Source organism: Methylobacterium sp. DB0501, assembly GCF_011043735.1.
In the GTDB taxonomy this organism is placed as follows: domain Bacteria; phylum Pseudomonadota; class Alphaproteobacteria; order Rhizobiales; family Beijerinckiaceae; genus Methylobacterium; species Methylobacterium alsaeris.
Genome location: NZ_JAAKGV010000018.1, coordinates 97357 through 123803, shown reverse-complemented (window position 1 = coordinate 123803; position 26447 = coordinate 97357). Strand labels below are relative to the sequence as shown.

At 69.6% G+C, this 26447-nt stretch carries 25 protein-coding genes and 2 pseudogenes; 8 read left to right on the top strand and 19 right to left on the bottom strand.

Annotation, left to right across the window (positions count from 1 at the left end; genetic code table 11):
* Positions 1 to 317 precede the first annotated feature (317 nt).
* Both G4G93_RS24470 and G4G93_RS24465 read right to left on the bottom strand, forming a co-directional pair.
* Positions 318 to 1093, bottom strand: a pseudogene (locus tag G4G93_RS24470) (IS5 family transposase); the annotation flags it as partial.
* A 68-nt stretch (positions 1094 to 1161) separates the two neighbouring features.
* On the bottom strand, positions 1162 to 1368 hold the full coding sequence (locus G4G93_RS24465) for a hypothetical protein (RefSeq protein WP_165088219.1): 207 nt from the start codon (positions 1366 to 1368) through the stop codon (positions 1162 to 1164).
* A gap of 138 nt (positions 1369 to 1506) precedes the next feature.
* On the opposite strand from G4G93_RS24465, the gene G4G93_RS24460 reads away from it, so the two are divergent.
* Positions 1507 to 2313, top strand: coding sequence for a trypsin-like peptidase domain-containing protein (locus tag G4G93_RS24460; RefSeq protein ID WP_165088217.1), 807 nt, complete (start codon positions 1507 to 1509; stop codon positions 2311 to 2313).
* A 13-nt stretch (positions 2314 to 2326) separates the two neighbouring features.
* Here the strand turns inward: G4G93_RS24460 and G4G93_RS24455 are convergent, their stop codons facing one another.
* On the bottom strand, positions 2327 to 2680 hold the full coding sequence (locus G4G93_RS24455) for a hypothetical protein (protein WP_165088214.1): 354 nt from the start codon (positions 2678 to 2680) through the stop codon (positions 2327 to 2329).
* Between the two features lie 222 nt (positions 2681 to 2902).
* Between G4G93_RS24455 and G4G93_RS24450 the strand changes: the two genes are divergently transcribed.
* The gene (locus G4G93_RS24450) at positions 2903 to 3103 is read left to right on the top strand and encodes a hypothetical protein (RefSeq protein ID WP_165088211.1); all 201 of its coding nucleotides are present in this window, start codon (positions 2903 to 2905) and stop codon (positions 3101 to 3103) included.
* A gap of 83 nt (positions 3104 to 3186) precedes the next feature.
* Here G4G93_RS24450 and G4G93_RS24445 read toward each other — a convergent pair whose 3' ends face one another.
* The 13 genes from G4G93_RS24445 to G4G93_RS24385 form a co-directional block, all read right to left on the bottom strand.
* Positions 3187 to 3732, bottom strand: a complete 546-nt coding sequence (locus G4G93_RS24445; RefSeq protein ID WP_165088209.1) for a hypothetical protein — start codon at positions 3730 to 3732, stop codon at positions 3187 to 3189.
* Positions 3729 to 4667 carry a YncE family protein gene (locus G4G93_RS36620; RefSeq protein WP_165088206.1) on the bottom strand — a complete coding sequence of 313 codons (939 nt, stop codon included), beginning with the start codon at positions 4665 to 4667 and terminating at the stop codon, positions 3729 to 3731. The genes G4G93_RS24445 and G4G93_RS36620 overlap by 4 nt, the downstream gene beginning before the upstream one ends.
* Positions 4664 to 5215, bottom strand: a complete 552-nt coding sequence (locus G4G93_RS24435) for an SRPBCC family protein (RefSeq protein ID WP_165088203.1) — start codon at positions 5213 to 5215, stop codon at positions 4664 to 4666. The genes G4G93_RS36620 and G4G93_RS24435 overlap by 4 nt, the downstream gene beginning before the upstream one ends.
* A gap of 3 nt (positions 5216 to 5218) precedes the next feature.
* Positions 5219 to 6214, bottom strand: coding sequence for a vWA domain-containing protein (locus tag G4G93_RS24430; RefSeq protein ID WP_165088201.1), 996 nt, complete (start codon positions 6212 to 6214; stop codon positions 5219 to 5221).
* The gene (locus G4G93_RS24425; RefSeq protein ID WP_165088198.1) at positions 6211 to 6810 is read right to left on the bottom strand and encodes an MxaK protein; all 600 of its coding nucleotides are present in this window, start codon (positions 6808 to 6810) and stop codon (positions 6211 to 6213) included. The genes G4G93_RS24430 and G4G93_RS24425 overlap by 4 nt, the downstream gene beginning before the upstream one ends.
* A complete protein-coding gene (locus tag G4G93_RS24420) occupies positions 6807 to 7853 on the bottom strand; it encodes a vWA domain-containing protein (protein WP_165088392.1) in 1047 nt (348 codons plus the stop codon). The genes G4G93_RS24425 and G4G93_RS24420 overlap by 4 nt, the downstream gene beginning before the upstream one ends.
* Positions 7854 to 7861: 8 nt before the next feature.
* Complete coding sequence (locus G4G93_RS24415; RefSeq protein ID WP_246736987.1) at positions 7862 to 8848, bottom strand: nonribosomal peptide synthetase MxaA; 987 nt, start codon at positions 8846 to 8848, stop codon at positions 7862 to 7864.
* A complete protein-coding gene (locus G4G93_RS24410; RefSeq protein WP_165088195.1) occupies positions 8845 to 9687 on the bottom strand; it encodes a DUF58 domain-containing protein in 843 nt (280 codons plus the stop codon). The genes G4G93_RS24415 and G4G93_RS24410 overlap by 4 nt, the downstream gene beginning before the upstream one ends.
* Positions 9684 to 10715 carry a MoxR family ATPase gene (locus G4G93_RS24405; RefSeq protein ID WP_165088193.1) on the bottom strand — a complete coding sequence of 344 codons (1032 nt, stop codon included), beginning with the start codon at positions 10713 to 10715 and terminating at the stop codon, positions 9684 to 9686. The genes G4G93_RS24410 and G4G93_RS24405 overlap by 4 nt, the downstream gene beginning before the upstream one ends.
* A gap of 74 nt (positions 10716 to 10789) precedes the next feature.
* Positions 10790 to 11080, bottom strand: coding sequence for a methanol dehydrogenase [cytochrome c] subunit (locus tag G4G93_RS24400; RefSeq protein WP_165088190.1), 291 nt, complete (start codon positions 11078 to 11080; stop codon positions 10790 to 10792).
* 111 nt (positions 11081 to 11191) lie between these two features.
* The gene (moxG, locus tag G4G93_RS24395) at positions 11192 to 11788 is read right to left on the bottom strand and encodes a cytochrome c(L), periplasmic (RefSeq protein WP_165088187.1); all 597 of its coding nucleotides are present in this window, start codon (positions 11786 to 11788) and stop codon (positions 11192 to 11194) included.
* 66 nt (positions 11789 to 11854) lie between these two features.
* Complete coding sequence (moxJ, locus tag G4G93_RS24390; protein ID WP_165088185.1) at positions 11855 to 12751, bottom strand: methanol oxidation system protein MoxJ; 897 nt, start codon at positions 12749 to 12751, stop codon at positions 11855 to 11857.
* 72 nt (positions 12752 to 12823) lie between these two features.
* Positions 12824 to 14698, bottom strand: a complete 1875-nt coding sequence (locus tag G4G93_RS24385; RefSeq protein WP_165088387.1) for a methanol/ethanol family PQQ-dependent dehydrogenase — start codon at positions 14696 to 14698, stop codon at positions 12824 to 12826.
* An 854-nt stretch (positions 14699 to 15552) separates the two neighbouring features.
* On the opposite strand from G4G93_RS24385, the pseudogene G4G93_RS24380 reads away from it, so the two are divergent.
* A pseudogene (locus G4G93_RS24380) lies at positions 15553 to 16163 on the top strand (transposase); the annotation flags it as partial.
* Between the two features lie 434 nt (positions 16164 to 16597).
* Here the strand turns inward: G4G93_RS24380 and G4G93_RS24375 are convergent.
* The 3 genes from G4G93_RS24375 to G4G93_RS24365 all read right to left on the bottom strand — a co-directional run bounded on the left by G4G93_RS24375 (position 16598) and on the right by G4G93_RS24365 (position 20965).
* Complete coding sequence (locus G4G93_RS24375) at positions 16598 to 17830, bottom strand: FAD-binding oxidoreductase (protein WP_165088182.1); 1233 nt, start codon at positions 17828 to 17830, stop codon at positions 16598 to 16600.
* 64 nt (positions 17831 to 17894) lie between these two features.
* A complete protein-coding gene (locus tag G4G93_RS24370; RefSeq protein ID WP_165088180.1) occupies positions 17895 to 19619 on the bottom strand; it encodes an IlvD/Edd family dehydratase in 1725 nt (574 codons plus the stop codon).
* Positions 19620 to 19987: 368 nt separating this feature from the next.
* The gene (locus tag G4G93_RS24365; RefSeq protein WP_165088177.1) at positions 19988 to 20965 is read right to left on the bottom strand and encodes an NAD(P)-dependent oxidoreductase; all 978 of its coding nucleotides are present in this window, start codon (positions 20963 to 20965) and stop codon (positions 19988 to 19990) included.
* A 506-nt stretch (positions 20966 to 21471) separates the two neighbouring features.
* Here G4G93_RS24365 and G4G93_RS24360 point away from each other — a divergent pair.
* From G4G93_RS24360 to G4G93_RS24340, 5 genes are all read left to right on the top strand, one after another.
* Positions 21472 to 23109 carry a Hint domain-containing protein gene (locus tag G4G93_RS24360; protein WP_246736986.1) on the top strand — a complete coding sequence of 546 codons (1638 nt, stop codon included), beginning with the start codon at positions 21472 to 21474 and terminating at the stop codon, positions 23107 to 23109.
* Entirely contained in the window at positions 23106 to 23372 is a 267-nt protein-coding gene (locus G4G93_RS24355) for a hypothetical protein (protein ID WP_165088175.1), read from the top strand. The genes G4G93_RS24360 and G4G93_RS24355 overlap by 4 nt, the downstream gene beginning before the upstream one ends.
* A gap of 83 nt (positions 23373 to 23455) precedes the next feature.
* Positions 23456 to 23869, top strand: coding sequence for a PaaI family thioesterase (locus G4G93_RS24350; protein ID WP_165088172.1), 414 nt, complete (start codon positions 23456 to 23458; stop codon positions 23867 to 23869).
* Positions 23870 to 23947: 78 nt separating this feature from the next.
* Positions 23948 to 24478 (top strand): hypothetical protein, encoded by a 531-nt coding sequence (locus G4G93_RS24345; protein WP_206289994.1) that lies wholly within the window; start codon positions 23948 to 23950, stop codon positions 24476 to 24478.
* Positions 24479 to 24968: 490 nt separating this feature from the next.
* The gene (locus G4G93_RS24340; RefSeq protein WP_312892256.1) at positions 24969 to 26378 is read left to right on the top strand and encodes an MFS transporter; all 1410 of its coding nucleotides are present in this window, start codon (positions 24969 to 24971) and stop codon (positions 26376 to 26378) included.
* Positions 26379 to 26447: the final 69 nt, after the last annotated feature.

Below are 26447 nucleotides of genomic sequence, written 5' to 3'. Positions count from 1 at the left end.
GTCCGTCCGCCCCCCGACCTTTCGGTGTGATCTGGAAGCCGGCTAATCTCCGGCAAGGGGGCGAGCTGGATTTCGACCTGCCGAGCTTCAATCCGCCAAGATCGATCGCCGTCGCGGCCACGGTTCCGTTAGTTCTATGATGGGACGGGCGGAGTGACGCGAGGGCGAGTGCGGTGGGCCCGGAACGCGACCTCTCCGCACCCCTTGCGGTCGGCCTGACGATCCTGGCCGGGCTGCTCTACGCTCGGTATATGCAGCCATGTCACCGGAAAGCGTTGAGGTAGTCGGGTAGGCTGGCACTTGATTGAGAGCGCCTCACAGAATCGCTCGATCTGGTGGAGGGTGGCGAGGCTGGCCCGCAGGACCGTGAAGGCCTCGTAGATGTCGGCGCGGCGTTCGTAGCGAACGAGCAAGCGGCGGGCGCGGTTGAACCAGGCATGGCTGCGCTCGACCACCCAGCGGTGCCGCCCGAGCCTGTCACTTCTCTCGATGCCGCGTCGGGCCATCCGCGGGCTGATCCCGCGTTCGGCACTCCGCCGCCGCACTCTGGCATCGTAGGCCTTGTCGGCGTGCAGCCTGTCGGGCCGCCGCAGCGGGCGTCCACGCCGCCCGCTGCGCAAGGGCGGGATCGCGTCCAGCGTCGGGGCCATCAGCGGGCCGTCGTGGCAGTTGGCACCCGTCAGGACGAGGCCGAGTGGCGTACCACGCGCATCGTGACGAGGTGGCGTTTGGTGCCCGTCTTGCCCCGGTCCGTTGGGTTCGGGCCGGTGGCAGACCCCGTTTTTTCGCCGGCACGCTCGCGCTGTCGACGCTCGCCCGGCTCCAATCGATCCCGCCCGCCGCATGCAGGCGCCGCCACACGCCGGTGGCCTGCCAGTCGCGCAGCCGGCGCCAGCAACTCATGCCGCAGCCGCAGTTCATCTCGGCCGGGAGCATCTCCCAGGGGATGCCCGAGCGCAGCACGAACAGGATGCCGGTCAGGGCGGCGCGGTCGTCCAGCCGAGGACGTCCACCCCTTGGGGCGAGGCGGGTGCGGCGGCAGAAGCGGGGCGATTGCAGCCCGGAGATCGTCGGGAAGGAGCGGGCCAGCCATACCAGCTCAACGCCCGACCGCCCCAATCGTACCGCTCTGTTAGGCGCTCTCAGACGATTGGCGAGACCTCATCCTCGTTCCGGCGCATCACGGCCGATGGGACGGAATGTGAGGCCAAGGACGGCAAGACGAGGCGCATCCGGATCGTCTGCACGGAGAAAGGAACGCATTCGGTGTCGGCCCATATCGGCAAAATCGTCGGCGCCGGCCAGTTCCTCATCCAGCAGGTTGCGATCAACACCCGCATGCTCACCGCTGCCGAGCGGGTCGCGCACGTCAAAAACCTCCTGTCCCACGAGTGACGCCGCCGCTCCGCGTCACTGCTCCAAGTTGACGCTTCAGCACCGAGCATTCTTCATTGGCGTCAGCTAGGCTGAGGTATCTCGGCGCAAGACTTCGAGGCGGTCGCGGCCATGAGCCATTCGGGACGATGCATCTTGGCTGCGGTAGCGGTCGGCACCGCCCTGTCCGGACCGGGGGCGGCCGGCGATGGACGGCTGGCCGCGCTCTATCCGCAGGATGGCCGTCGGGCCATGACCGGCGCGGATTTCGCCAGGTTCCCCGGTGCAGGCGTCCTCTTCTGCCGCGACGCCTCGGGCGTGCCGAAGCGGGCCGCCGCAGCCTGGCTGATCGCCGGACCGCGGGTCGTCATGCTCAACGCCCACAATTTCCGGAGCCGGCGGCTCGAGGTCACCCGCGCGGTGGCCGATTGCTTCTTCCAGATCGCCGGCCGCAACTACGATTTCGAGCCGGACAGCCTGCAACTCGGAGTCCGGCCCGGCGCGGAGGCGCTGCACATCACGGACGACTGGGCGCTGCTCCACCTCAAGGAGCCGGTCACACCAGCAGTCGCGCAGCCGATCACGGACGCACCGGCCGAGCTGCGAACAGGGAGCGAGACCATCGCGGTGACGATGGTCTCGCCGGCCGGACACGAGAATTTCGGCAGCGCGACCAGCCTCGAGGCCTGTACGATCCGGCAGATCGACCCACCGGGCGAGGACGGCATCCGGCAGGCCCGGCACGATTGCAACAACGGCTACGGCGGATCCGGATCCGGGCTGTTCGATGCCGGGGGTCGTCTGATCGCGATGCAGAGCGCATCTCTGTCGATGAATTCCCGCCGTCCCTACGATGGTGAGTTCCATTACGGCTCGGCCCTGCTGCTCGAGGGTGCCCTCGTCGATGCCCTGCGCGACGCAGTCCTCCGCACCCGGTGATCGGCCGGCCCGATCAGCCAGGACCAAGCAGGCCCGGCACCACCGTCCCGTTCGGACCGAAACTCTCCTGTGCCCGGCGGCAGCTCGCCTCCGGGTCCTTCTGGTAGGCCTGGGTGTAGGCGGCAGAGCGGATCAGCGGCTCGCCGTGGGACAGAGCCGCGAGATCGGTGCCAAGCCGTTCCACGACCTCGCGGAACCGGGCGTAGTCGGGCTTCGTGCCGGGGCAGGACTCGGCCACGAACCGGACCAGACCGGCGAGCTTGACGGCGTCGTTGCTGACCGCGGCCTTGTCAGCCGGACTCGAGTCATCGGCGGCTTGGGCCGCCGTGAGCACGAGGGCAAACAGCGAAATGGCATGGAGGATCAAGACAGGCTCCGTGTGTGATGGCAAATATCTTGGCGATTGTCTCGGCGGAACCGATGCGGCACCGCTTCTCGTCGCGCGACGGCGAGACGTTGGTCGATCGAGACCATCCCCGCGCGTACCCGTTGGAAGGCCGCCAGCAGGTCGGACGTCGTGGTGTCATTGAGCAGGTCGCCGGTCGCCCCGACGGCCAGGGCTCGGGCGACGACGGTCGGATCATCATGCATGCTGAACAGGAGAATGCGCGCCCCCGGCGCGAATGCGGGCGATCAGCGAGAGCCCGGAGAGGGAGCCGTCGCGATAGGTCAAGTCCGCCACTACAACGGCCGGTCGATTCGCGACGAAGCAGCGATCGCCGTCTTCGACATCGCCCGCGCAGTAGACGGCCGCATGAGCTTCCTCGAAGCCCGCAAGAGAAAAGGGTGATCGTCGACGACGAGCACGCTGCTGTTGGGCGTGGCGTTCCTCTCCCTCGTGCGCGATGCGCAGACATCCCCCAGGCCGAGCCTTCAACGGGCCATCGGCGCACCCGGGCTTTGCGCTCCGTGACTCCCCCGGAGGCGATCGAGGGCCGCGTCATGGTCGGCTCCGCCGGCTCGCAGGGTCACGTATTGCTGACACAGGCTGCCGTAGAGCTGCCGCCGCCCCGTGGGAGCCGCGACCGCCGTCAGCCCGGCGATCAGCGTGTCGGGCGCCGGCGCGTCCATCATCATGCCGGCCACCTGCGCCGTGCGGTTGGCGATCATGCGCGGATCCTCGATGAAGTGCGGCCGGGCCCGCGCCAAGACCTCTCGCAAGACCGCCTGCAGGTTCGCCACGGCCGCATCGCCCGGCGGCAGCGTCCGCCCTGCGGCGCGGGCAGCGAGCCAGCGGGCGGGATCGGTGCGGTCGTCGGGCGTGAGCCAGTCGGTCCGGGCGCCGTCGTCGCGGCGGGTGACGATGGCGGCGGGAGCCTCGTGATGGGCCTCCTCCCGGGCCGGCTCGTCGCCGCACGCCGCTAGCACCCCGAGGACGAAGGGGGCGGCTCCCCTGACGGCAGTCGATCCGGGCCTCATCGGAGCGAGACCGCGAGCCCGCGGGGGCCGTCCGCCAGGGGCAGCCGCGCCAGCTCCCGGCGCGACCGGGGATCGACGAAGGAGAGGTCGCCCGAGAACCAGTTGGCGACGGCGACGCGGCCATCCTCCAGCGCCAGCACGCCCTCCGGATAGCGACCGACCGCGACCTCGCCATCCGGCGCCAGGCGGTCGGCCGACAAAAGGGCGATGCTGCCGGCATGCTGGCGGCTCACCACGACCGTGCGCCCGTCCGCCGTCACGGCGACGCCGTAGGGCATCGCCCCGACCGGCACGGTGGCGACCGGGGCGAGCGTCCGGGCGTCGATCACCGTGAGGTCGTTGCTGCGCACGTTCGCCACGTAGAGCCGCTCCCCGTCGGGGCTCAGGGCCACCGCGAAAGGCCCCTCGCCGGTGGCCGCGGTGCCGCTCACCCGCATCCCGGCCGTGTCGATCGCGACGATCCGGCGATGCTCGCGGTCGGCGACGTAGAGGCGGGCCCCTCGGCGATCGAGAACGAGACCGGCGGGATCGGGAACCGGCACGGGGGGGCCTACGGCCTCGCCGGTACGGGGGTCGCGCCGCACCACCTCGCCCCGGCGCCAATCGCCGACGTAGAGTGCGGATCCGTCGGGCGCGGCGGCGATGCCGAAGGGCGAGCCCGGATGGTCCAGGCGGGCGATGACCCGTCCGGCGGGCCCGTCGATCACCGAGATCGCCTTGTGGTCGGGATGGGTGACGTAGATCCGCCCTCCGGGTCCCGTCGCCAGCCCCGCCGGGCCGGGCCCGACCGGGATGGCGGCGATCACCCGCGGGGACGCGGGATCGATGCGCGACACCACCCCGCCATCCTGGCTCGCGACGTAGATCTCGGCCGCGAGGCCGGCCGGCCCGAAGGCCGGCACGGAGAGGAGGACGGCGAGGAGGAGCGCCCTCACGGGCCGCCCTCCACCTTGGCCTTCAGCCCGGCGAGCCCCGCCTCGAAATAGGCCTTCATGGCCGCCCGGCCGGCCGCGTCGCTCAAGTCCTCCGGCGGCTCGTTGCCGGTATCGCCGCGGTAGAACCTCCCGAACCAGGACACCTTGCTGCCCGCCCCCTCCGGCGTCACCGTGACGGTCGCCGAGTAGGACGAGACCGGCAGGGCCTTCAGGTCGGGATCGTCGAGGCGGTACGAGTAGCTGCGCCGGGCCGCGTCATATTCGTCGAGGCTCTCCTGCAGGACGCCCCCATTCTTGAGCGTCAGGGTCCGGGTGTCGCCGTTCTTGGTGCCGTCGCCTTTGCTCGTGCCGCTCGCGACGAGCTGGTTCCAGCCGGCGATCCCGGCGAAGTTGCCGGCGACGGTCCAGACCTTGTCGGGGGGAGCCGCGATGGTGACCGTAGCCTCGATCTTCTGCGGAGTCGGCCCATGAGCGAGGGCAACCGTCGCAACGGTGAACGTCGCCGCGGCGAGGAGGCCGCCGAACAGGGAATCGTGGAACCGACGCATGCTTTACGCTCCGTGACGAAGGCGGAAGACGGTCTCGCGCAGGCGGGCATGCCAGGGCAGAAGACCGAACAGGACGAGGAGGGCAGCGAGCGCCGCCCCACCGAGGACCGGACGCAGATCGAGCCGGATCGGGCGCGTCCGCGGCGTCGCTGCCGTCGTGAGGGCGCCCGCGAGGCCTCCCGGCGCGTCGAGGGGCGCGTAGGCGAGGCCGGTCTCGGCCGCGAGCCCGCGCAGATAGGTTTCGCGCACCGAGGAGAGGTGCTCCTGGCCGGGAGCGGCATTGGCACCGAAGGGCGCGTTGCGCGGGTTGTAGCCCTCGCGCGTCTCGGCATCCGGCGGTGGCGGGCCGAACCGGTTCTCGTGCGGCACGTCCTCCGCCCCGTAGAATCCGATCTCGCGGCCCCGATCGTCGTAGCGTGGGATCGGCGACGGGGCATGGCCGCCGGCGCCGACGATCAGCCCGCGCACCGCGCCGGGCTTTCCCTCGAAGGCGGGGCCGCCGCGGGCCGGCAGAGGCGGCGCCTCGTGGCCGTCGGTGACGAAGACGAGGTCGCTGTGAAGATCCCCTGCCAGCCCGATCGCCCGGAACAGGCCGGCAGCGACCCGGCTGTCCCCCTCCCAGCCCATGCGCCAGTCGAGACCCGCGAGGGCCCCGTCGAGGGCGGCGAAATCGGCGCAGGTCTCGATTGGCTCGAACAGCAGGAAGGTGCGCCGCTCGGCGAACAGCCCGAGGCCGAGGCGCGAGCCGCAAGGCAAGGACGCCGCGAGGTCGCGCAACACGGCCTTGGCCTTGTCGAGCCGGCTCACCGGCTTGCCAGCGAGGCGCTCGTCGCGGGTGTTCATGCTGCCGGTGATGTCGATCACCACCACGGCCTCGACGCGCTGCCCCGTGACGGAGAGGTGCGGCGCGACGCCTGTCAGCGCCGTGAGGGCGAACGCCCCGGCGAGCCACCGGCCGCGCGCGTCGGCGGCGAGCCGCGCGAGGGGAGCCGGGATCACGGCAGCCCCCGCGGCTGGCCCGGGATGTCGGTCCAGATCTTCTTTGGGTCGGCGGGCATCTCCTCGCCCTGCTCGCGCCCGCGCTCGGGGAAGTCGCGCACGAGGCGCGAGGCGACGTCGAGATTGAACTTGGCGTTCCAGGCCTCGGGCCGGAGGGTCAGCGCGCGGCGATAGGCCTGCCGGGCGAGCCCGACAAGCGGCGTGGCCGACTCGAGATCTCCTGCTTCCAGCTTGGCGAAGGCCTGCCGCAGCCGCGCGTTCCCCAGCGCGATCTGCGCCAGCGCGCGCAGGGCCGGCGAGCCGCTGCCGTCGAGGGCAGCGATCAGCGGTTCGGCCTCGTCGAGGCGTTCGCGGGCGGCGAGGAAGCGGATGCGGGCCAGCAGCAGTTCCGGGACGGCATCGGCGGTGACCGGGCGGTCATGGCCGGCCTCGAGCGCCGCGATGGCGCGGTTGGCGCTCCCATCGCGCCAGGTGAGGGCAACGCAGGCGAGCGCTCCCGCCGCGCCGGCGATCGGCAGGGCGACGATCATTACCGGGCGAACGGGCCCCCAGGCCCGCCGCAGGACGCGCGCGAGGGAAGGACGAGTGGTGGTCATGCGGCGCGCCGGATCTCGCGGGAGGCCGCCGGGCGGGACGCGGGCGCTCGGGTCGCCAGGTCGGTCTCGGCGAGCTTGGCCCCGAGAAGCAGTCCGATGGCAAAGGCGGCGAGGCCGTAGGCGAACCCGGTGAGATCGCGCTGCGGACGCCGCTCGGTGTAGGAGATCGGCTTGCGCTCCTGGCGGTCGATCTCGCGGATCGCCTCCTCGACCGCCTGCGCGTTCTCGGCCTCGAAGGCGCGGTAGGGCACGCCGAGGCTCTTGAAGAACAGGTCGAGATGGCGCTCGGGCGCCGCCTGCGGCGTGTCCTCGCCCGCCGGGCGGTCGCCGAGGCCCGGCGAGCCGGCGGTGCGCAGGAAAAGCCAGTACAGGGTCGGGTGGATCTTCGCGAATTCTTCCCGCAGGAGGGGCTGGATGCGTCGGTCGATGACCGCGGCACCGTCCGAGACCAGGAGCAGCACGCGGGCGGCCTGCGGCGCCCCAGGGCCGAACTGCGCCAGGGCCAGGCCGAGGCCGCGGGCGACGTTGGTCGCCTCCAGGCCCGGCCGGTCGATCGCCCGGATCGCCGCCCGCACGGCGTCGTGGCGGTCGGTCATCGGCAGCACCGCCATCGGCGAGGTCGAGAAGGCCGAGACCGCGACGAGATCGTGCGGCCGGCGGCCGACGAACCCTTCGAGGATCCGCCGCGAGGCGGCGGCCTTCGACTCCTCGGGCCCGGACGGCTGCCTGCCCGCGAAAGTCTCGTTCATGCTGCCGCTGCGGTCGATGAGGAGCGAGATCTGAGCCCCCTCCCCCGTCCGCACCAGGCTCTCGCCGACGAGGTGCGGTCCGGCGAGGGCGAGGATGAGGCACCCGATCGCCGCCATGCCGGCGAGCGTCAGCACCGCATCGACGAGGCGCGACAGCCCGTCGGCCGGAACCATGGCCAGCGAGGGTACCGGGATGCGTTTCTGCGCGGACGCGGCGAGCGGCAGCAGCGCCAGCGGGAGCAGCCACAGCCAGGCCGGGGCCGTCACCCCGAAGCGGGAGACGAGAGCGGTCAGGGAAGCGGTCATGACCGCCCTCCCGCCTTCGCCGTTCGCTCCGCCGCGGCGAGGCGGCGAGCCGTCGCGACGAGGTCGGGGAACGGGCAAGTACGCTGCGCCAGCGACGGATCGCGTCCGAAGAAGACCTCGCGGGAAGCCTGGAAGAAGCGGTCTAGCGGTTGGGCCAGGGCAGCGTAGGCGGGATGCCGGGCGAGGAATCCTGCCAGATCCTCGCCCATCACCCGCCGACCGTCCGTACGATCGAGGCCGCGATGGAGCGCCAGCAGCGCCTCGCGGTAGGCGGCCTCGGCGTCGCGGCGGGCGGCGTGCCGGCGCACCTGCCGCCAGGCCGCCGCGAAGGCCCGGGCCGCCCGGCGCCGGAACGGCCACCAGGCCCGGTCGCGGGCGAGAGCGAAGAGGCCCGCGACGCTGAAAGACGCGAAGGCCCAGGCGACCGCACGAGCCAAAGCTGGATCACGGCGGGGATTCGGGCTCTCGGGCCGGAGATATTCGACCGGATCGGCGACCGGCGGTGGCTGGATCTCGCGCAGGGGCGATACGCTGATTTGCCAGCTCGGCACCTCGGCGACGGCGCTGGTCGTCGCGCGCGGAACCTCGCTGGCGAAGGTCACGGTGAAGGCCGGCACGTCGAGGCGGCGCACGTCGAGGGCGGCGTAGAAGGTCTGGTAGGTGAGCGACAGGCGCCAGAGCCGGTTTCCGGCCCGCGCCGGCCCGGGCGCGACCGAGACCGCGGTGAGGTCGAGCCAGTAGGTCAGCGGTCCGGGCTTGGGCAGCGAGGCAGGCTGCGGCGCGAAGCCGTCCGCGGCCTCGATCTCGACCGTGGCGTCGAAACAGTCGCCGACGAAGAGCCCGAACGGCCGCGGAGAGCGCACCATCACCGATCCGATCTGGGCCCCGGCCGGCAAAGGCAGGCAGACCGACAGAACCCCGGCCATCACCACGGTCGGGATCTCCCGCGCCACCCGTGGCGGCTTGATCGCCCGCGTCCTCATGCGGCGGTCCCGAGCAGGTGACGGGAGAAATCGTCGCCGTCGAAGCGGTCGGCGAGGCGATAGGGCGGCCTTCCGTGCCGGAGGGCGAGGCGGCGCAGGAACTCCCGTCGCTCGGTCTCGCGGGCGAGCCAGCGGGCTCGCAAGGATGGCCGCATCAGCACCCGCCGCTTTCCTCCGCCTTCCAGATCCTCCAACTCGATCAGGCCGAAGGCCGGCAGGTTCTCGCCGAGAGCGCCGTCCTCGATCGAAACCGGGACGACGTCGTGGCCCTGGAGCCGCTCGAACAGGGCGCCGATCAGCGCGTCGGGCAGGCGGAAATCCGAGACGACCACCACGAGCTTGCGCCGGCCCGCCAGGGACGAGGCCGCCGCGAGGAGCCCGTCGGCGCTCCTCCCCCGGGGCCGGATCGCGGCGAGCCGGTCCGCGACCACGTCGGCGGTGCCGCGCCGGCGCGAGGCCGGGAGCATCAGGTCCGGACCGGCACCGCAGCCGATGAGCCCGAAGGCGTCGCCGATCCGGGTCGCCGAGCGGGCGAGCGCGACGCAGAGCTCGGTCGTCAGGTCCCAGGTCGCGCCCGCGCCGCGAAAGCGCATCGAGGCCGAGAGATCGACGAGCGCCCAGACTTCGAGCGCCCGGCGCTGCTCGAACCGGCGCACCACCGTTCCCTCGAACGGGTCGCGCAGGGTCGCGCGCAGATCGATGCGACGGGCATCGGGGTGGCGCCAGAACGGCACCTGATCGCGGAAGACGCCGAGGCCGCCGGTGTCGCGCGCGCGGTGGGCGCCGGGCCCGGGACCGACGGCCGGGCCGCGCAGGCGGTAGAGGATGTCCCCGGTCACGGTGCCGGCACCGTGTCCAGCACCGCCCGGCACAGGGCCGGCACGATGCTCTCCCGGCGCATCTCGTAGACCGGTTCGAGGAAGATCCGGTGCGCCATCGTCTCGGCGAAGACGGCGCGCAGGTCCTCGGGCAGCAGCATGTCGCGGCCCTCGAGCCAGGCCCGGACCCGGGCGGCGCGGATCAGGAAGGCGACGCCGCGCGGGCTCGCCCCGCCCTGGACCAGGGCGTCCATGGCGACGTCCGGCAGGGCGATGCCGGCTTGCGCCGGCTCACGGATCGCCGCCCACAACCGGACGACGTACTCCTCCAGGGCGGGGCTCGCATGGATGCCGTGCTGGATCGCCGCCGCGATGCCGGCGACCGACGCCTGGTCGATCACGTCCGGGGCGATCCCGGCGATCAGCGCATCGGTGTCGTGGAAGAGCGGATCGAAGGCGAGGCGGCGGCGCAGATCCGGATCGGTCGGCGCCTCCATGCCGATCTCCATCAGGAACCGGTCGCGGGCCGCCGCCGGCAATTCGAAGGTCTCCTCGCGCTCGACCCGGTTGCGGTCGGCGAAGACCTGGAGATGCGGGAACCGGTACTCGCGGTTGAAGGCCGACACGCTGCGCTCGGCCATCAGGCGCAGGAGCAGGGAATGGACCTGGGGCCGCGCCCGGTTGATCTCGTTGAAGAAGAACACCGAGAGATCCTCGGCCCGGCGCAGCACCGGGCCGGGCTCGATCCGCGGCCGTCCGTCCTCGGCGAGGTAGGTGTGGGTGATCAGGTCGGCCGGCATCATGTCGACCGTGCCCTCGACGCGCTCGTAGGCGCCGCCGAGCGCGCGGGCCACCGCCCGCAGCAGGGTGGTCTTGCCGACCCCGACATCGCCTTCGAGCAGTACGTGGCCGCGGGCGAAGATCGCGATGGTGACGAGCCGGATCGCCCGCTCCTGGCCGATCACCGCCTTGGCGATCTCCGCCTCGAAGCGCAGGGCGGCCTGGCGCCAGTCGGTCAGGGCCGTGTCGGGCGGACGGATCGGGGTCATGCGGATCGACGGTTCCGGGACGTGTCGCGAGGCAGGGAAAGCGCGGCGCGCGACGGCGCCGCGCGGGGAAAGCCTTATTGCGCCGCGATCTTGTTGACGTCGTATTCCCACTTGCCGGTCTTCTTGAAGTTCTCGACGCGCTTCTTGTTGCGCTCCTCCATCGCGTGGATGGAGGCGGCCTGCTTGTTCAGCTCCTTGGGATCGTGCTTGGGATCGTACTTGGTCCCGGCGATCTTCTCGGGGAAGCCGGGCTTGGGCTCCCAGCAATTGCCCGGCGCCTTGCACTTGGTGCCGTCATAGGCGAGCGCGGGCGCGGCGGCGCCGGCGAGCAGCGCGAGGGTCGCGGCGGCGAGGGTCAGACGCATTGTGTTCCTCCTGTCGGATTATCGTTCGTAGCGGGCGGATCGCGGCCGGACCGGACGAGCGGCTCCGGCCATGGCATCCCGGGCCGTGCGGCGGCCCGGGATCGGGGACCGTCAGGACTTGCCGCTCTTGGCGCACATCCCAGGCGGATTGTCGGGGAAGGTCTCGCCGAGCTTGTAGGGCTTGTAGGTCTTCTTCTGCTCGTCGTTCAGCCACTCGGCGTCCTGGACCGGCCCCGTATAGAGGTGGCGGATCCAGGCCGAGACCTGGAGCATGTCGTCGAGGGTCAGGCTCTCGTTATGCGGCCCCATCTGGCCGTTGGCGCCGCCGAAGATCGTCGAGAACAAACCGACATCGGTCGTGTTCTGCGGGTAGGTCCAGTAATTGTCGTTGAGGCCGGGGCCGATCTTGCCCTCGCCGATATGGCCGTGGCAGCCGGAGCAGGCGGCGAGGAAGGTCTGCTCGCCCTTCTTCAGGCAGCTCGCATCGGTGATGTAGGGATTGTGGCCGGTGGCCAGGAACTGCTTCACCCCGGGCGTGTCCTTCCCCTCCGGCAGCACGTCGGAGAAGTCGAGCTTCTCGCCGGTGACGACGTTGCGCAGGTCGACGGCGCTGTTCTGCGCTGTGGTGGCACGCGGCAGGGCGCCGAGGCCGGCAATGAGGATGACGAGCCCGAGGCTGGCGCCGAGGGCGGTCCTACGCTGGATCATGAACGCTCGCTTTAGGTCGCGGGACCGCGTCCGGCGGTCCGCCAGGAAGGGGGTCCGGGAAAAGGATCAGGAGCCGGTCGGCACCGTCGGCACGCCCTCGTCCTTCAGGATCTTATCGATCTCCGGGCGGGCCTTGACGATGGCCTTGTCGAGGGCGGTCAGCAAAGCCTCGTCGCCCTTGCGCACGCCCATCGACTGGTCGAAGCGCATGGCGACCTTCTGGCCGTCGCTGCGGGTCGCGTCGTCCTTCACCAGGGTCATGCGCAGCGGCACCGGCGAGGCCTTGACGAAGCGGGCGACGTCCGGGGCGAAGGGCGCGGCGACCTCGGCCTTGCCGCTTGCGACCTCGCCGACGAGGCGGGCCGGGTCGATCTGGGTGTACTGGTTGCGCGGCGAGCGGAAGTTCACCAGCGAATAGAGGTAGGCCATGTCCTCCTCGTAGCGGCCGATGTTCTTCAGCATCGCCTCGCTCGGCGAGCCGAACGGCACCGCGACGTGGTTCACCGTCTTGAGGCGCGGGTCGGACCAGGACGACACGTCGGGCCCGTCCTGCGCCCGGGTCACGAAGACGTAGCCGCTGCGGTAATACGGCTTCGTCGTCAGCACCCGCGGATCACCGGTATCGAGCCCGACGACGACGTCGCACAGTTTCTTGTCGAGGAAGTCGCGCACCAGGTAGATCGCGGGCTTGTCCGACCACACGAACTGCACCTTGCGCCCCATCGTCTCGGCGACAGCAGTGGCGATGCGGTTCTCGAGGCCGGTGCCGTCCTTGAGCGAGAGCGGCGGCTGCGAGGCGGAGGCGCAGACCCGCAGGACGCCGTCGTCGGGCGGCGGAGCGGGCGTGGTCTCGGCGGGCGCAGTCCGGGTGATCGTCTGGGCGAGGGCCGGTGTCGCGAAGCCGGCGGCGGCGAGCGTCGCGGCCAGAAGGGACCGGCGCAGATGTCCGAGCGATCTCAACATGATCGGATCCGTTGTCATGGGAGGCAGCGGGCCGCCCCTCCCCGCGAACGGGGAGGGGCGGAAGTCGACGGATCAGTTCGCCGAGTACTCGCCGACATTCGGGTCGTCGTAGGGACCCTTGCCGTCGAGGGAGAACACCGTCACGCCACCACCCATCTGGGTGTAGTTGGCGAGCTTCTTGAAGGCGCCGACGGCGCCGAGGCCGGCGGTCGGATCCTGGAGGTCGAAGACGAGGCCGACGCCCGGCCAGCCGCCGACACCGTAGTAGATCGCCACGTATTGCGTGCCCTTGTGGCTGTAGGTGATCGGGTAGCCGATCGCGCCCGACGGCAGCTTCGCCTTCCAGAGCAGCTCACCGGTGTCGGAGTTGCGGGCCTTGATGTAGCCGTCGAGCGTTCCGTAGAAGACCAGGTTGCCGGCGGTCGCCGTGGTGCCGCCCCAGACTGCGAAGCGCTCCATCTTCTCCCATTTGAACTTGCCGGTGATGGCGTCGTAGGCCTTGATCTGGCCCAGGCCCTCGGCATTCTGGCGGTCGCCTTTCGGACCCGGATACATGTTCAGCGTCGCGCCGACGAAGAATTGGCCGGCCCGGTAGGGCAGCATGAAGGGCTCCCAATCCATGCAGATGTGGTTGATGCCCATGTAGAAGAGCTTGCGCTCCGGATCATAGGAATCGTGGCCCTGGTTGTGGTAGCCCATCGCCGAGGGACAGATGTCCTTGGAGAGATGGTCCATCCGGGTGCCGTATTCCGGATCTCGCACCGGCAGGCCGGACTTCAGGTCGACGGTCTTGAAGACGTTGACGGTGTCGTCGATCTTGCTCGCCGTGACGAGCGAGCCGTCGGTGCGGTCGAGGGTGTAGACGATGCCGTTCCGGTCGGGATGGGTGAGGAGCTTCCTCATCTTCCCCTCGCTGTCCTTCTGGTCGGACAGCATCATCACGTTGACGCCGGCGAAGTCCCACTCGTCATGCGGGGTCTTCTGGTAGCCGAAATGCGCCTCGCCCGTATCGGCATCGCGGCCGAAGATGGTCATCGTCCACTTGTTGTCGCCGGGACGCATGGTCTCGTTCCACGGCGCCGGGTTGCCGGTGCCGAAGTAGATCATGTTGGTGCCGGGGTCATAGGCGTACCAGCCCCAGTTGGTGCCGCCGCCGATCTTCCAGGAATCGCCTTCCCAGGTCTGCGTCCCGAGGCCGAACTGGCCGTATTGCGGGTTCTTGATGTTGAAGTCCTTGGCCAGCAGCAGGTCGGAATCCGGCCCCGTGGCATAGGCGCGCCATTTCTGCTCGCCGGTCTTGACGTCGTAGCCGGTCAGGTAGCCGCGCACGCCGAGTTCGGCGCCCGACGAGCCGATGATGACCTTGTCCTTGACGACGTAGGGCGCGATCGTGAGCGTCGATCCCATCTTGATGTCGGAATTCTCGACCTTCCACACCGTCTCGCCGGTCTTGGCGTTGAGCGCAGCGACGTGGCCGTCGAGCAGAGTCTTGATGATCAGCGGCGGGGTCTTGCCGTCGCCCGGCCAATAGGCGAGGCCGCGATTGACCAGGTCGCAGCAGGCCACCGAGCGGGCGGCCGGGTTCTGCTTCGGCTTGTCCTGCCACAGGATCTTGCCCGGATCGTCGAGGCCGAGCGCGAAGGTGTTGTTGGGGAGCGAGGTGTGGATGTACATCTTGCCGTCGACGACGAGCGGTGCCCCCTCGTGGCCGTTGAGCAGACCGGTCGAGAATTGCCAGGACACCTTCAGGTTCTTGACGTTCTTGTCGTTGATCTGCGTCAGCTTGCTGTAATTGTCCGAGGCGTAGTTCTTCCCCGGCATCACCCAGTTCTCGTCGCTCTTCGACAGCTCGTCGAGCTTGTCGTTGGCGAGCGCGGCGTGCGGCACCGCGAGCGGTGCCAGCGCCAGCAGCGCGGCCACCGAAACAGAATTCACAAACTTGCCCATGCGATAGATGCCCATGCTCTGCGTCTCCGGTCAGCGTTTCACGTCTCTGCGGCGCCCCGGCCGCGAGGCCGAACGTGTTCGCGCGATGAGGAATGGTAAGCTAGCGAGATCCTGGTCAATGTATCTTAGTTTTAACTTAGATAAATCTCACTTCGCTTTCTTATGAGGAATTTATTACCCTTACTCATCGCAGTGAATTTAGCAGATGCAGATCCTGATGTCTTCCATTCGTCGATCGCTTGTCTTGGGATGATGCGGCAATCAAAGTGGATGTTATTCTTGATGCAACAGCGAAATCAAATGTCTTATGAAATATAAATAAAAAACTTATTATATTATCAAGTGTTTGATTAAAAAATATAAATATCAATATAGCGGTGTTTTTTTGCGCTGCAGCAATGGGTGCTCTATGACTGCCTTTGTGCGCACTTTCCAGAAAAACGTGGTTGCGCAGACTTGATGGCTATTGACTTACGCGGAAAATCGTGTAACCTTGATAAATTAAATAAATTTTCAGTATGCCAGTTCTTGCTTGCTACGAACTTGGCTGCGAATATGCGTATACTTGGCAGAACTTGCGGATGTCAAAGTACACAATAATATTATACATGCTCCATCATCATAATTATCTCAATTATTTTGAAAATGACATTAAGCAGCGAGAGGGAAACTCAAAAATAACCTCACTTATGCAGGACGCATAAGCAAAATTTTTTGGCACGCACCCCGTGAAATTCTTCGAATGAATCTCGCAGCTCGTCCTTAGCCCGCTCGGTTCGACCGCCATGACACTGTGTGCGCTCATTACGCCCTCGGATAGTCCGCTGAGGAACTGGTGGCCGAGCTCGGTGCTGGCGGCGGTCTACCAGCAGACGCAGCATTGGCTGCCGCCGACGGCTTCGCGGACGTGGCTGGTGATCTGCGGGCGGTGCTGCGGATGGCAGCCGAGTGGGAGCCGGAGCCCTCGGGGGTGATCCTCGACAGCCGGACGCTGCGCTCCTCGCCCGAGAGCGGCGAGCGGGCTACGACGGGCCCGAGCGCAAGCGCGGGGCGAAGGTGCATCTGGCGGTGGACACGCCGGGCCATGTCGTGGCGCTGCATGTGACACCCGCCGATGTCGACGACCGGGCCGAGGTTGGCCGGCTGTGCGCCGAGGTTCAGGCGGAGACGCAAGACAGTCTCGAGCTGGCCTTTGTCGATCAGGGCTACACCGGGCCCAAGCCTGGGGCGGCCGCGAGCGCCCACGGTATCGCCTTGGAGGTGGTCAAGGCGCCCGAAGCCATGCGCGGGTTTTGTCTTCCTGCCGCGCCGATGGGTCGTCGAGCGCTCGTTCGCCTGGGCCACGCGGTGCCGACGTCTGGTCAAGGACGACGAGCGTTACGCCAGCACATTGGCAGACCTGCACCTGGTCGCCTTCGTCTGTCTCATCCTCAAACAGACCGAAAAACTCATGACAGGTGCATAATACGCTTAGGCCGTGCCTACACCCACCGCCCTGGTCGGCCGCACCCTGGTGAGCGGCGGCGTGCTAGCCCATTGGGCGGGCCGGAGGCGGGGCTCCGGGCGTCTCCGGTCCGTGTCCGGTCGGCAACGGGACGCGACAGCGCGGCTCAGCCGTGTTCGACGGGCAAACGTCTGTTCATGAGCCTCTTCCCTTTCCCGGACGATTGAAACGACGTGGACGGAGATCCGGGAAAGGGGCGCGTATGAAGCCGCAAGGTGGATCACCGTGACGCCGTCGTGACGCACGCGCGGACTACGAATACTCCGGCCACGGCATGGCATGTACCGCCGCGGCGAACGGCCGTCCGAAAACCCTTCATACAGCCCGGGCAGGGCGCACCTTGATATGGTTTTTTGCAGAAAGCCAAACCATGGGCGGCAGCCTCATCCATTCCGTCAGCGCCGCCCCGGCCGGAAGGGCGCGGCCGGCACCAGCGGCGTCTCGCCCGACATCACCTCGGCGAGGAGGCGTCCGGTCGTCGGGCCGAGGGTGAGACCCTGGTGGCCGTGGCCGAAATGGAACCACAGGCCCGGATGGCGCGGCGCCTCGCCGACCAGCGGCAGCATGCCGGGCAGGCAGGGGCGGGTGCCGGACCAAGGTGCGTTCTCGCGCGGGCCGTCGAGGTCGATGAGGTCGCGCGCGGCGGCCTCGGCGCGGGCGAGCTGGACCGGGGCGGTCGCGGCCTCCGGTCCCGCCAGCTCGGCGCCGGTGGTGAGGCGCAGGCCCGCCGCCATCGGCGCCATGACATAGCCGTGCTGCGCGTCGAGGAGCGGCAGTTCCAGCGTCCGGGCGCTGCGCCAGTGCCGGTGGTAGCCGCGCTTGCGCACCATCGCGATGCGGTAGCCGAACCGGCGCAGCACGTCCGGCGACCACGGCCCCAGGGCCACCACGGCGGCTGCCGCCTCGACCGGGCCGTCGGCGGTCCGCACGCGCCAGCCCCGCGCGGCCGGCGCCAGGCTGTCGGCCTCGCCCCGGGCGACGACGCCGCCGCGCCGGGCGAACAGGGCCGCGTAGGCCGCCGCGAGCGCCCCGGGATCGCGGACCGACCACGGATCCTCCCAGTGGACCGCCCCCTCCCCTGCCGATCTCAGGGCCGGCTCCGCGGCTCCGAGTTCCGCCGGCGGGAGAACCCGCGCCCGCACGCCGTACGCCGCCCGCAGCCGCTCGGCCTCGGCCGCCGCCTCGTCCAGGGCGCGCCGCTCGCGGAAGAGGACGCGAAAGCCCCCGCGGCGGACGAGGTCGCCGGCGCCCGACGCCGCGATCAGGGCCGCGTGTTCGGGGATCGCCTGCCCGATCAGGGTGGCGTAGGCGCGCGACGCCGCCGCGTGGCGGCGCGGGGCCGAGTGCCACCAGTAGCGCGCGAGCGCCCCGAGATGGCGGTGGAGGAACCGCGCCTCGTAATGGACGTCGTTGCCGCGGCCCCGCGCGATCGCCCACAGGCTCGCCCGGTCCCGGGGCATGGCGTAGGGCTCGACCGCCTCGCCCTGGATGATCCCGGCATTGCCGAAGCTCGTCTCCCGCCCCGGCTCGGCCCGGTCGACGAGCACCACCGACCAGCCGCGCTGCTGCAGGTGGAGGGCAGTGCCGAGGCCGACCATGCCGGCGCCCAGGACGATCGCGCTGCGCAAAAGCTTCGCTCCGGGATCCGCGGATTCGGACGGCCCGAACTCTCGCCCGGCCGCGCCGGGCGGTTCAACCCTCCCGGCGCATGAAGTCGAAGTCGCAACCCTGGTCGGCCTGGGTCACGGTGTCGTGGAACAGGCGGGCATAGCCGCGGGACGCCCAGTCGGGCCGGGCCGGAGCCTCGAGGGCGGCGGACCGCGCGGCGAGCTCGGCCTCGTCCACCAGGAGGTCGATGCGCCGGCCGGCCACGTCGAGGCGGATGCGGTCGCCGGTGCGCACGAGGGCGAGCGGTCCGCCGACCGCCGATTCCGGCGTGACGTGCAGCACGATCGTGCCGAAGGCGGTGCCGCTCATCCGGGCGTCCGAGATCCGCACCATGTCCTTGACGCCCTGGCGGGCGAGCTTCTTCGGGATCGGCAGGTAGCCGGCCTCCGGCATGCCCGGCGCACCCTTGGGGCCCGCATTGCGCAGGACCAGCACATCGTCGGCCGAGACGTCCAGGTCGGGATCGTCGATCCGCGCCGCCATGTCGGGGATCGAATCGAACACCAGGGCCCTCCCCTCGTGCTGGAGGAGTCGCGGGGTCGCCGCCGAATGCTTGATGAGGGCGCCGCGCGGCGCGAGGTTGCCGGTGAGCACCGCCATGGCGCCGACCGGCTTGATCGGTGTGTCCGGCGAACGGATCACGGTCTGGCCCGGCACGTCCTCGGCCGCCGCCACCACGTCCCGCAGGGTCGCGCCGGTGATCGTCGGGGCGTCGAGGTCGATCAGGGCACCGAGCTCGCGCAGCAGCTTCGGCACGCCGCCGGCATGGTGGAAATGCTCCATGTAATGGTCGCCCGAGGGCTTCAGGTCGACCAGCACCGGCACCTCGCGGCCGATCGCGTCGAGGCTCGCGAGATCGAGCGCGATGCCCGCCCGGTTCGCCATGGCGGTGAGGTGGATCACCCCGTTGGTCGAGCCGCCGATCGCCTGCATCACGACCTGCGCGTTGCGGATCGAGGCCCCGGTCATGATCTGGCTCGGGCGCGGTCCGCCGGCCTTCGCCATCGCGGCGGCGCAAGCACCGCTCGCCTCCGCGAGGCGGATCCGCTCGGCGTGGGGCGCCGGAATCGTGCCGGCCATCGGCAGGGCGAGCCCCATCGCCTCGATCATGCAGGCCATGGTCGAGGCCGTGCCCATCACCATGCAGGTGCCGACGGAGGGGGCAAGGCGCCCGTTGACGGTCTCGATCTCCTGCTCGTCGATCTCGCCGGCCCGGTGGGCGCCCCAGAGGCGGCGGCAATCGGTGCAGGCGCCGAGCACCTCGCCGCGATGGTGGCCGACGACCATCGGCCCGACCGGGATCACCACGGTCGGCAGGTCGACGGAGGCCGCCGCCATCACCTGGGCCGGCAGGGTCTTGTCGCAGCCGCCGATGACGATGACCGCATCCATCGGCTGGGCGCGGATCATCTCCTCGGTGTCCATCGCCATCAGGTTGCGCAGATACATCGAGGTCGGGTGGGCGAAGCTCTCGTGGATCGAGATCGTCGGAAACACCATCGGCATCGCGCCGGCCAGCATCACCCCGCGCTTGGCCGCCTCGATCAGCTGCGCGGCGTTGCCGTGGCAAGGGTTGTAGTCGGAGGCCGTGTTGGTGATGCCGACGATCGGCCGGTCGAGGGCGTCGTCGGAATAGCCCGCCGCCTTGATGAAGGCCTTGCGCAGGAACAGCGAGAAGCCCGCATCGCCGTAGCTCGTCAGCCCCTTGCGCAGCCCCTTGTCCCGATCGTCGCCCCGATCCTTGCCCATGGCGTGCCCCGTTTCCCCGCGTTTGGTCCGGTTCTAAGGGCGGGTGGGGGGTTGTCAATGAAACTCCCACGCCCGTCAGCAACAGGACCGGTGCGAGGGATGGGGCGGTGATGTGATCGACAGTCACCGATGCCGTTTCGGGTCGATGATCCGCGTCAATCTCAAGACGAGACCTCCTCGCGCTCATCACACGGGCGACCTCATCCTGAGGTGCGACCGAAGGGAGCCTCGAAGGACGGCTTCGGATGTCTCGCGATTCCTGGAACCCTCCTCCGAGGTCAGTCCGTCGATGATGGACCGACACCTCAGGATGAGGTCGCGGATAAGGGGATTCGTCAGGACCTGCGGGATCTTGCGCATCCCGCGCCTCACGGCTGCCGCGTCCAGCTCTCCGCGTTGACCGCCCCCTTCGGGACCTCCCCCGCCAGGATGGCGCGCACCTGCTCCACCGTGTCGAAGGCCTGCGCCTCGATCGCCGGCGGCGTCAGGCCGCCGACATGCGGGGTTGCGATCACGCCGGGCAGCCGCGCGAGGTCGGGCGAGGGCATCTGGTCGGGGGCGCGGCCGACATCCAGCGCTGCGCCGGCGATCCGGCCCTCGGTCAAGGCGGCCGCGAGCGCCGCCTCGTCGACGAGGTTGCCGCGGGACAGGTTGATGAACACCGCGTCGCGCCGCATCCGCCGCAGGGCCGCCGCATCGATCAGGTTCTCGGTCGCCGCGTTCGCCACCGCGAGGCAGACGACGAAGTCGGATTCGGCCATCAGCGTCTCGAGCCCGACCTGGCGCAGGCGCGGATCCCCGACGGCGACGTGGGGATCGCAGACCAGCACCTCCAGGCCGAGCGGGAGGGCGATGCCGGCGAGGTTCCGGCCGATCGCGCCGTAGCCGATGATCCCGAGGCGGCTGCCGGACAATTGCCGCCCCATCCGCACCTCCGGCGCCCTCCCCGCCCGGTACTCGTGCGTCGCCCGCGAGATCCCCCGCGACAGGTCGATCATGAAGCCGAGCGCCAGCTCGGTGACCGCGGCGACGAAGCCGGGGGCGGCCTGCGTCACCAGCACGCCGGCCCGGCTCGCGGCCGCAACGTCGATGGTGCGGATGTCGACCGCGCAGCGCAGGAAACCGCGCAATTGCGGCAGGGCCGGAAAGATCTCGGCCGGGCCGGCGGTGGCCCGGTCGGCGATGACGAGGTCGCTGCCTGCCGCCGCCGCGACCAGGGCGGCGGCGTCGAGCGGCGCGTCGCCCTCGTGCAGGACCACCTCGGCGAGGCCGCGCAGGGCGCGAAGGGCGCCAGGACCGTAATACTGGTCGCGAGCACGGGGCGTATGCGTCAGGAACACCTTCATGCCACCCTCCCCGGTCGCCTGTCGGACGCGGCGCGCGCTGCCGCGACCGGGAGAGACATGTGCGGCACCGGCGCGCCGGGACAACCCGCGTCCTGACGCAAGTGAGGCAGGGACCGACGCCCCGGGCGGCGACGACGATCGACGCGACGACGCTTCGACGGCACGCGATCTGATCATGCCGCATGACCGCATTGATCTTCGCTGGTCGCCGCGCACGATCGACGGAAACCACTCTCTCACATTCCGCACAAATCAGAAACAAAATGTATTTTATATTTTGTTCGACAGTGTCTCTATTGCCACAAGCGATTACAAATCAAACATAGAAACAATAAAGATCATGAATGCTTGTCCAGTCTAAACCTATCCTTGCTCGACAACCCGAGGGCAGCATACCCCGCGAGTGTCAAGGCCAGCGGTTCGGCGAGGCCGGACCGGAGGCGCGACTGCGCGATGCTGTCCGATGCAAAGTTGACAGCGACAGCGACAGCGACGAGGCGCGAATCATGGCGAACCTGACCTGGAAGCCCAACGTCACCGGCTCCTTCAACAACGCGGCGAACTGGCAGGAAGGCGTCGCGCCCCAGCCCGGCGACACTGCGACGATGGCGAGCGCCGGCGACGCGACCGTCGTCGGCCAGCAGGGCTCGTTCCTGCCGAACAACGTTTCGTTCGCGCTCGGCGTCTCGCAGATCAATTCGCAGCAGACGACCACCAGCAACCTCAGCCTGACCGACACCTCGGCTCCGTCCGGCTTCATCCTGAACGCGACGCTGCCCGGCGGCAGCTACCAGGGCGGCACGACCGGCCCAGTGATCCAGGCCGGCCTCGGCCTGCACGGGACGGTCAATTACCAGGGCACGATCAATGTCGGGGCCGGGGACCAGGTCGGGGCCGGCATCGATGCCAGCCGCACGAGCGGTGCGGCCGGGTTCTTCAACGACACCGGCACGATCAACCTGAACGGCACCGCCCAGAACCTGGCGCTGATGAACGTCAATCTCGGGACGCAGCAGGGCAACTCGACCGCCAACGCCTATGCCAATTACGGCACCGTCAACATCAACAACGGCGTCTTCGTCGCCCGCGCCGCCGACGCGCCGACGGGCGGGGCCGCCACCGGCACCAGCACCTTCAACCTCGGCACCAACGGCTACCTGCGGACCGAGAACGACTTCCACGCCAATACGAGCGTCAACTTCCTGAGCGGGAGCAACGACCGCTTCATCGTGGCGCCGGACGCCAACAACCAGATCGCCTTCGGCGGCACCATCACCGGGTTCCAGGCCGGCGACCGCATCGGCCTGGTGAACACCGCTCCGGTCGGTTCGCTCAACTACGACACCGCGAGCCAGACGCTGCAGGTCCTGAACGGCTCGGGCGGCTCGATCGCGGCCTTGCGCGTGGCGGGCAACTACACGACCGCAAACTTCTCGTTCACCCAGAATCCCATCCCGACCGGCACGGGCCAGTTCTCCAGCGAGTACGACATCAGCACCAACGTCGTCCTGTGCTTTGCCGACGGCACGCGCATCCGCACGCCCGGCGGCGAGATTGCGGTCGAGCGCCTGCGCGTCGGCGACCGCGTCGTCACGGCCACCGGGGCGATTCGCCCGATCGCCTGGATCGGCCATCGCGCCTTCGACGGCGCCGGCACGGCGCTCGCCCACGACCGGCAGCCGGTCCGCATCCGCGCCGGCGCCTTCGGGCCCGGACTGCCCGCCCGCGACCTCTCGCTCTCGCCCGGCCACCCGGTCCTGGTCGGCGCCGACGCGGACGGCGAGGGCGGCCATCTCGTGCCGGTCATGTGCCTGATCAACGGCACCACCATCCGGCGCGAGCCGGTGGCGGCGATCACCTACTGGCACGTCGAACTCGACGCGCACGACATCCTACTCGCCGAGGGCCTGCCCGCGGAGAGCTATTACGACATGGGCGGCCGCGCCTGGTTCTCGGGCGCGGACGGGGCCCTGCTCGATCCGGATCTCGTGCCGCCCGGCGCGCAGGGCCGGTGCCGGCCGGTGGCGGTGGACGGGCCCGTGGTCGAAGCCGAGCGGGCGCGCCTGTCGGGCGTGTTCGCCGCGTCGCTCGGCGATGCCTGCGCCTGGGACGAGGCCGGGCGCTTCGCCTGGATCGCCGCGTGACCCACCTCGCCCCCTCGCCGACCGGCGGCGCGCGACGGCGGATCACGTATCTGGCCGCCGCCCTGCTGGTAGTCGGCTCGGCCGCCCCGGGCCGGGCGCAGGGCTGCGGCGGGCCGTGCCAGCGCTGCGTCGAGCAGTTGCGGATCCCGCGGGACGCGTCGGGCCGGCCGGACTTCAAGGCCGCCGGGTTCGACCGGCAGGAGTTCCGCTTCTGCCTCGCGCGGGAGCGGGGCGGGAACGGGCGGAGCAAGTCCGCCCGGTGACGGCGGCCGGGGCAGGCGCCTATGGTCGGGACCTGCACGCCGCCGGCCCCGCCGCCGGACGCACCCGCCTGGAGGCCGCCGGCATGACACATCCGTTCGACCCGGCCGCCGCCGGCTGGGAGATCGTCGCGATGTCCGAGTTCATCGACCTGATCGGCCCGGTCTGGCAGCGGCCGAGCGAGGCGGGTACCCTCTACGGCCTCCTGATCGCCGGCAAGCACCGCAACCGCAACGGCGTGGTCCATGGCGGCGTGATGGCGACGCTCCTCGACATGGCGCTCGGCCGCGCCTCGGCCGAGGCCCAGGGCGGGCGCCGGCAGGCGACGATCAACCTCGACCTGCAATTCCTCGCGCCCGTGGAGGTCGGCGAGTTCCTGGTCGCCGAGTGCCGCGTGGTGCGGGCCACCCGGTCGATCCTGTTCATGCAGGGGCATCTGCGGGTCGAGGACCGGGTCTGCGCCGTCGCGCAAGGGGTCTGGAAGGTCCTCGGGGCCTGAGATCGCACGAGAGGGCTTGCGCGTCCCGGGTCCCGGCGTCTCCGTGCGGGGTCCCGATCCGCCGGAGCGACCGCCGCGATGCCCCCCTCGAAGCCCCCCGCGACCCCTCCCGCCCTGTCCCTGGCCGAGCGCCTTGAGGCCAACGCGATCCTGGACCGGCTCGTCGCCGACGAGCCGACCTTCGCGACCGAGGATGCGCGGCGCCTGATCGCCCTCGTCCCGCCGCGCCGCCCGCGCCGCTTCACCCTCGATCTCGGCCTGCGCCGTCCCGGCACCAAGACCCGCGGCCACGCCGCCGGCCGCGGCGACGTCGAGATGGAGGAGGCGGGCGAGACAAAGACCTGGTCGAGCGATCCCGCCCGCAGCCTCAAGATCGGCGGCTACGAGGTGACCCATGTCCCCGGCACGCTCGGGATCGCCCTGATGTGGTCGGAGACCCGGCTCGACCGGTCCGGCCAGTCCTGCAGCCTGATCTACGATGCCGTGACCGGCGCGCCGCGGGAGCTGCGGATCGCCCGCCAGGCGACGATCGGGTTCCTCGGGCTGCATTTCGCGACCGTCCGGTACGTGCCGTGGAAGATGCCGCGGGCGGGCGGCGCGCGGGGGTGAGCGGGCGGCGCGCCCGCCCCGGCAGGCGGATTCCGGACATGGATTCCGTGCCGGGCCCGCGCGCCGGCCGGCCCGGCAGCGGACACCCCTCCGCCGACCTCCCTTGGTGCCGCCTTCCCTTGAGGTCGACTTCACGCGGGGACCGTCCGACGGTCCGCCGCTGCGATCACCGCACCGGAAAAATCACATTGATGTGAGAATCTGCAAGATGATGTCGCTTTTTTACAAGTCCGAGTTCCCGACTGAACCAAAGTGCACGCAGATTTGAGGAAGCGGAATTAAAGAGCTGCCGCTGCGCCTCAAACCGGCAACGATACCGTCATTACCGAAAATTCATATCTTTTGAAACCGTCCCAGAATTATCGTCCAGACAACGCTTCGACAGCCCCAACGAAGACTCTGATACCACTCTCGTCATGCGAAGGAGGAAGACTGTATGCTGTCAATGCATGTCGAGTCCGATCGGTCGTGGAAGGCGTCGGAATGCGTCGTGACCGAGCCTTCGACGATCAAGCGTGCGATCACGGCGGCCTCGGTCGGGAATATCACCGAGTGGTATGATTTCGGCGTCTACGCCTATTTCGAGCCGACGATCCAGAAGGTCTTCTTCTCGAACCTGTCGCACACGATGGGTCAGATCGCGACCTTCGGGTTGTTCGCGGTCTCGTTCCTGATCCGGCCGGTCGGCGGCGTGTTCTTCGGTTTCCTGGCCGACCGCATCGGCCGCAACCGGGTGCTGGCCGCCACGATGATCCTGATGGCCGTCGGGACCTTCGCGATCGGGTGCATCCCGAGCCAGGAGAGCATCGGCATCCTGGCGCCGCTGATGCTGCTCGGCGCCCGCCTCATCCAGGGCTTCTCCACCGGCGGCGAGTACGGCAATGCGATGACCTTCATCGCCGAGTACGCTCCCGACCGGCGCCGCGGCTTCCTCGGCAGCTGGCTCGAATTCGGCACCTTCACCGGGTACCTGCTGGGGGCGATCGTGGTGACGGTGGCCCACAGCGCGCTCACCGAGGAGCAGCTGCTCTCCTGGGGCTGGCGCATCCCATTCTTCATCGCCCTGCCGCTCGGGCTCGTCGGCGTCTACCTGCGGACCCGGCTCGCCGAGACGCCGGCCTTCGCGGCCCTCGAGAAGGAGGCCGACGACCGCGAGAAGGCGCAAGCCGTCGGCCGGACCATGAAGGACGTCATGGTCCTGTGGCCCTACCTCCTCGTCTGCATGGGCCTGGCGCTGGCCTGGAACGTGCCGAACTACATGCTCACCTCCTACATGCCGACCTACGTCACGCAGACCCTGCCGATGATGCAGCATGCCGGCGGCATGTCGGCGACGTCCTCGGAGATCCTGCAGATCGTCGTCATGGTGATCGCGCTGCTGTCGATCCCGGTGATCGGCTGGCTGTCCGACCGCTTCGGCCGCAAGCCCTTCGTGCTCGTGGGCTCCGTGGGCCTCGTCGTCCTGGCCTACCCGATGATCCTGCTGATCCGCAGCCAGAGCGAGGTCGCGGCCTTCCTCGGCCTCCTGATCATGGGCCTTCTGCTGATCTGCTTCAGCGCCACGATGCCCTCGACCCTGCCGGCCCTGTTCCCGACGAAGCTGCGCGCCAGCGGCCTGTCGGTGGCCTTCAACGTCTCGGTCTCGCTCTTCGCCGGGACGACCTCCCTGGTCGTCGGCTCCCTGGTCGCGCTGACCGGCGACCTGAACTGGCCGGCCTATTACCTGGCGATCGCCGGCCTGGTCGGCACGGTGTCGATCCTGGCGATCCGCGAGCCCGGCGGCGCGACGATGTGGGGTTCGCCGCCGGCGGCCGCGAGCCTGGAGGAGGCCCACGCCCTGGTCACGTCCAGGCCTGCCTCGGCGGTGCCGGTCGCGCCCGCGGGAAGCCGGGTGGCCTGAGCGGCCGATCGATCGGCCTCGACGGCCCTCACACCCGCCTCGTCATTCCGGGGCCGCGAAAGCGGAGCC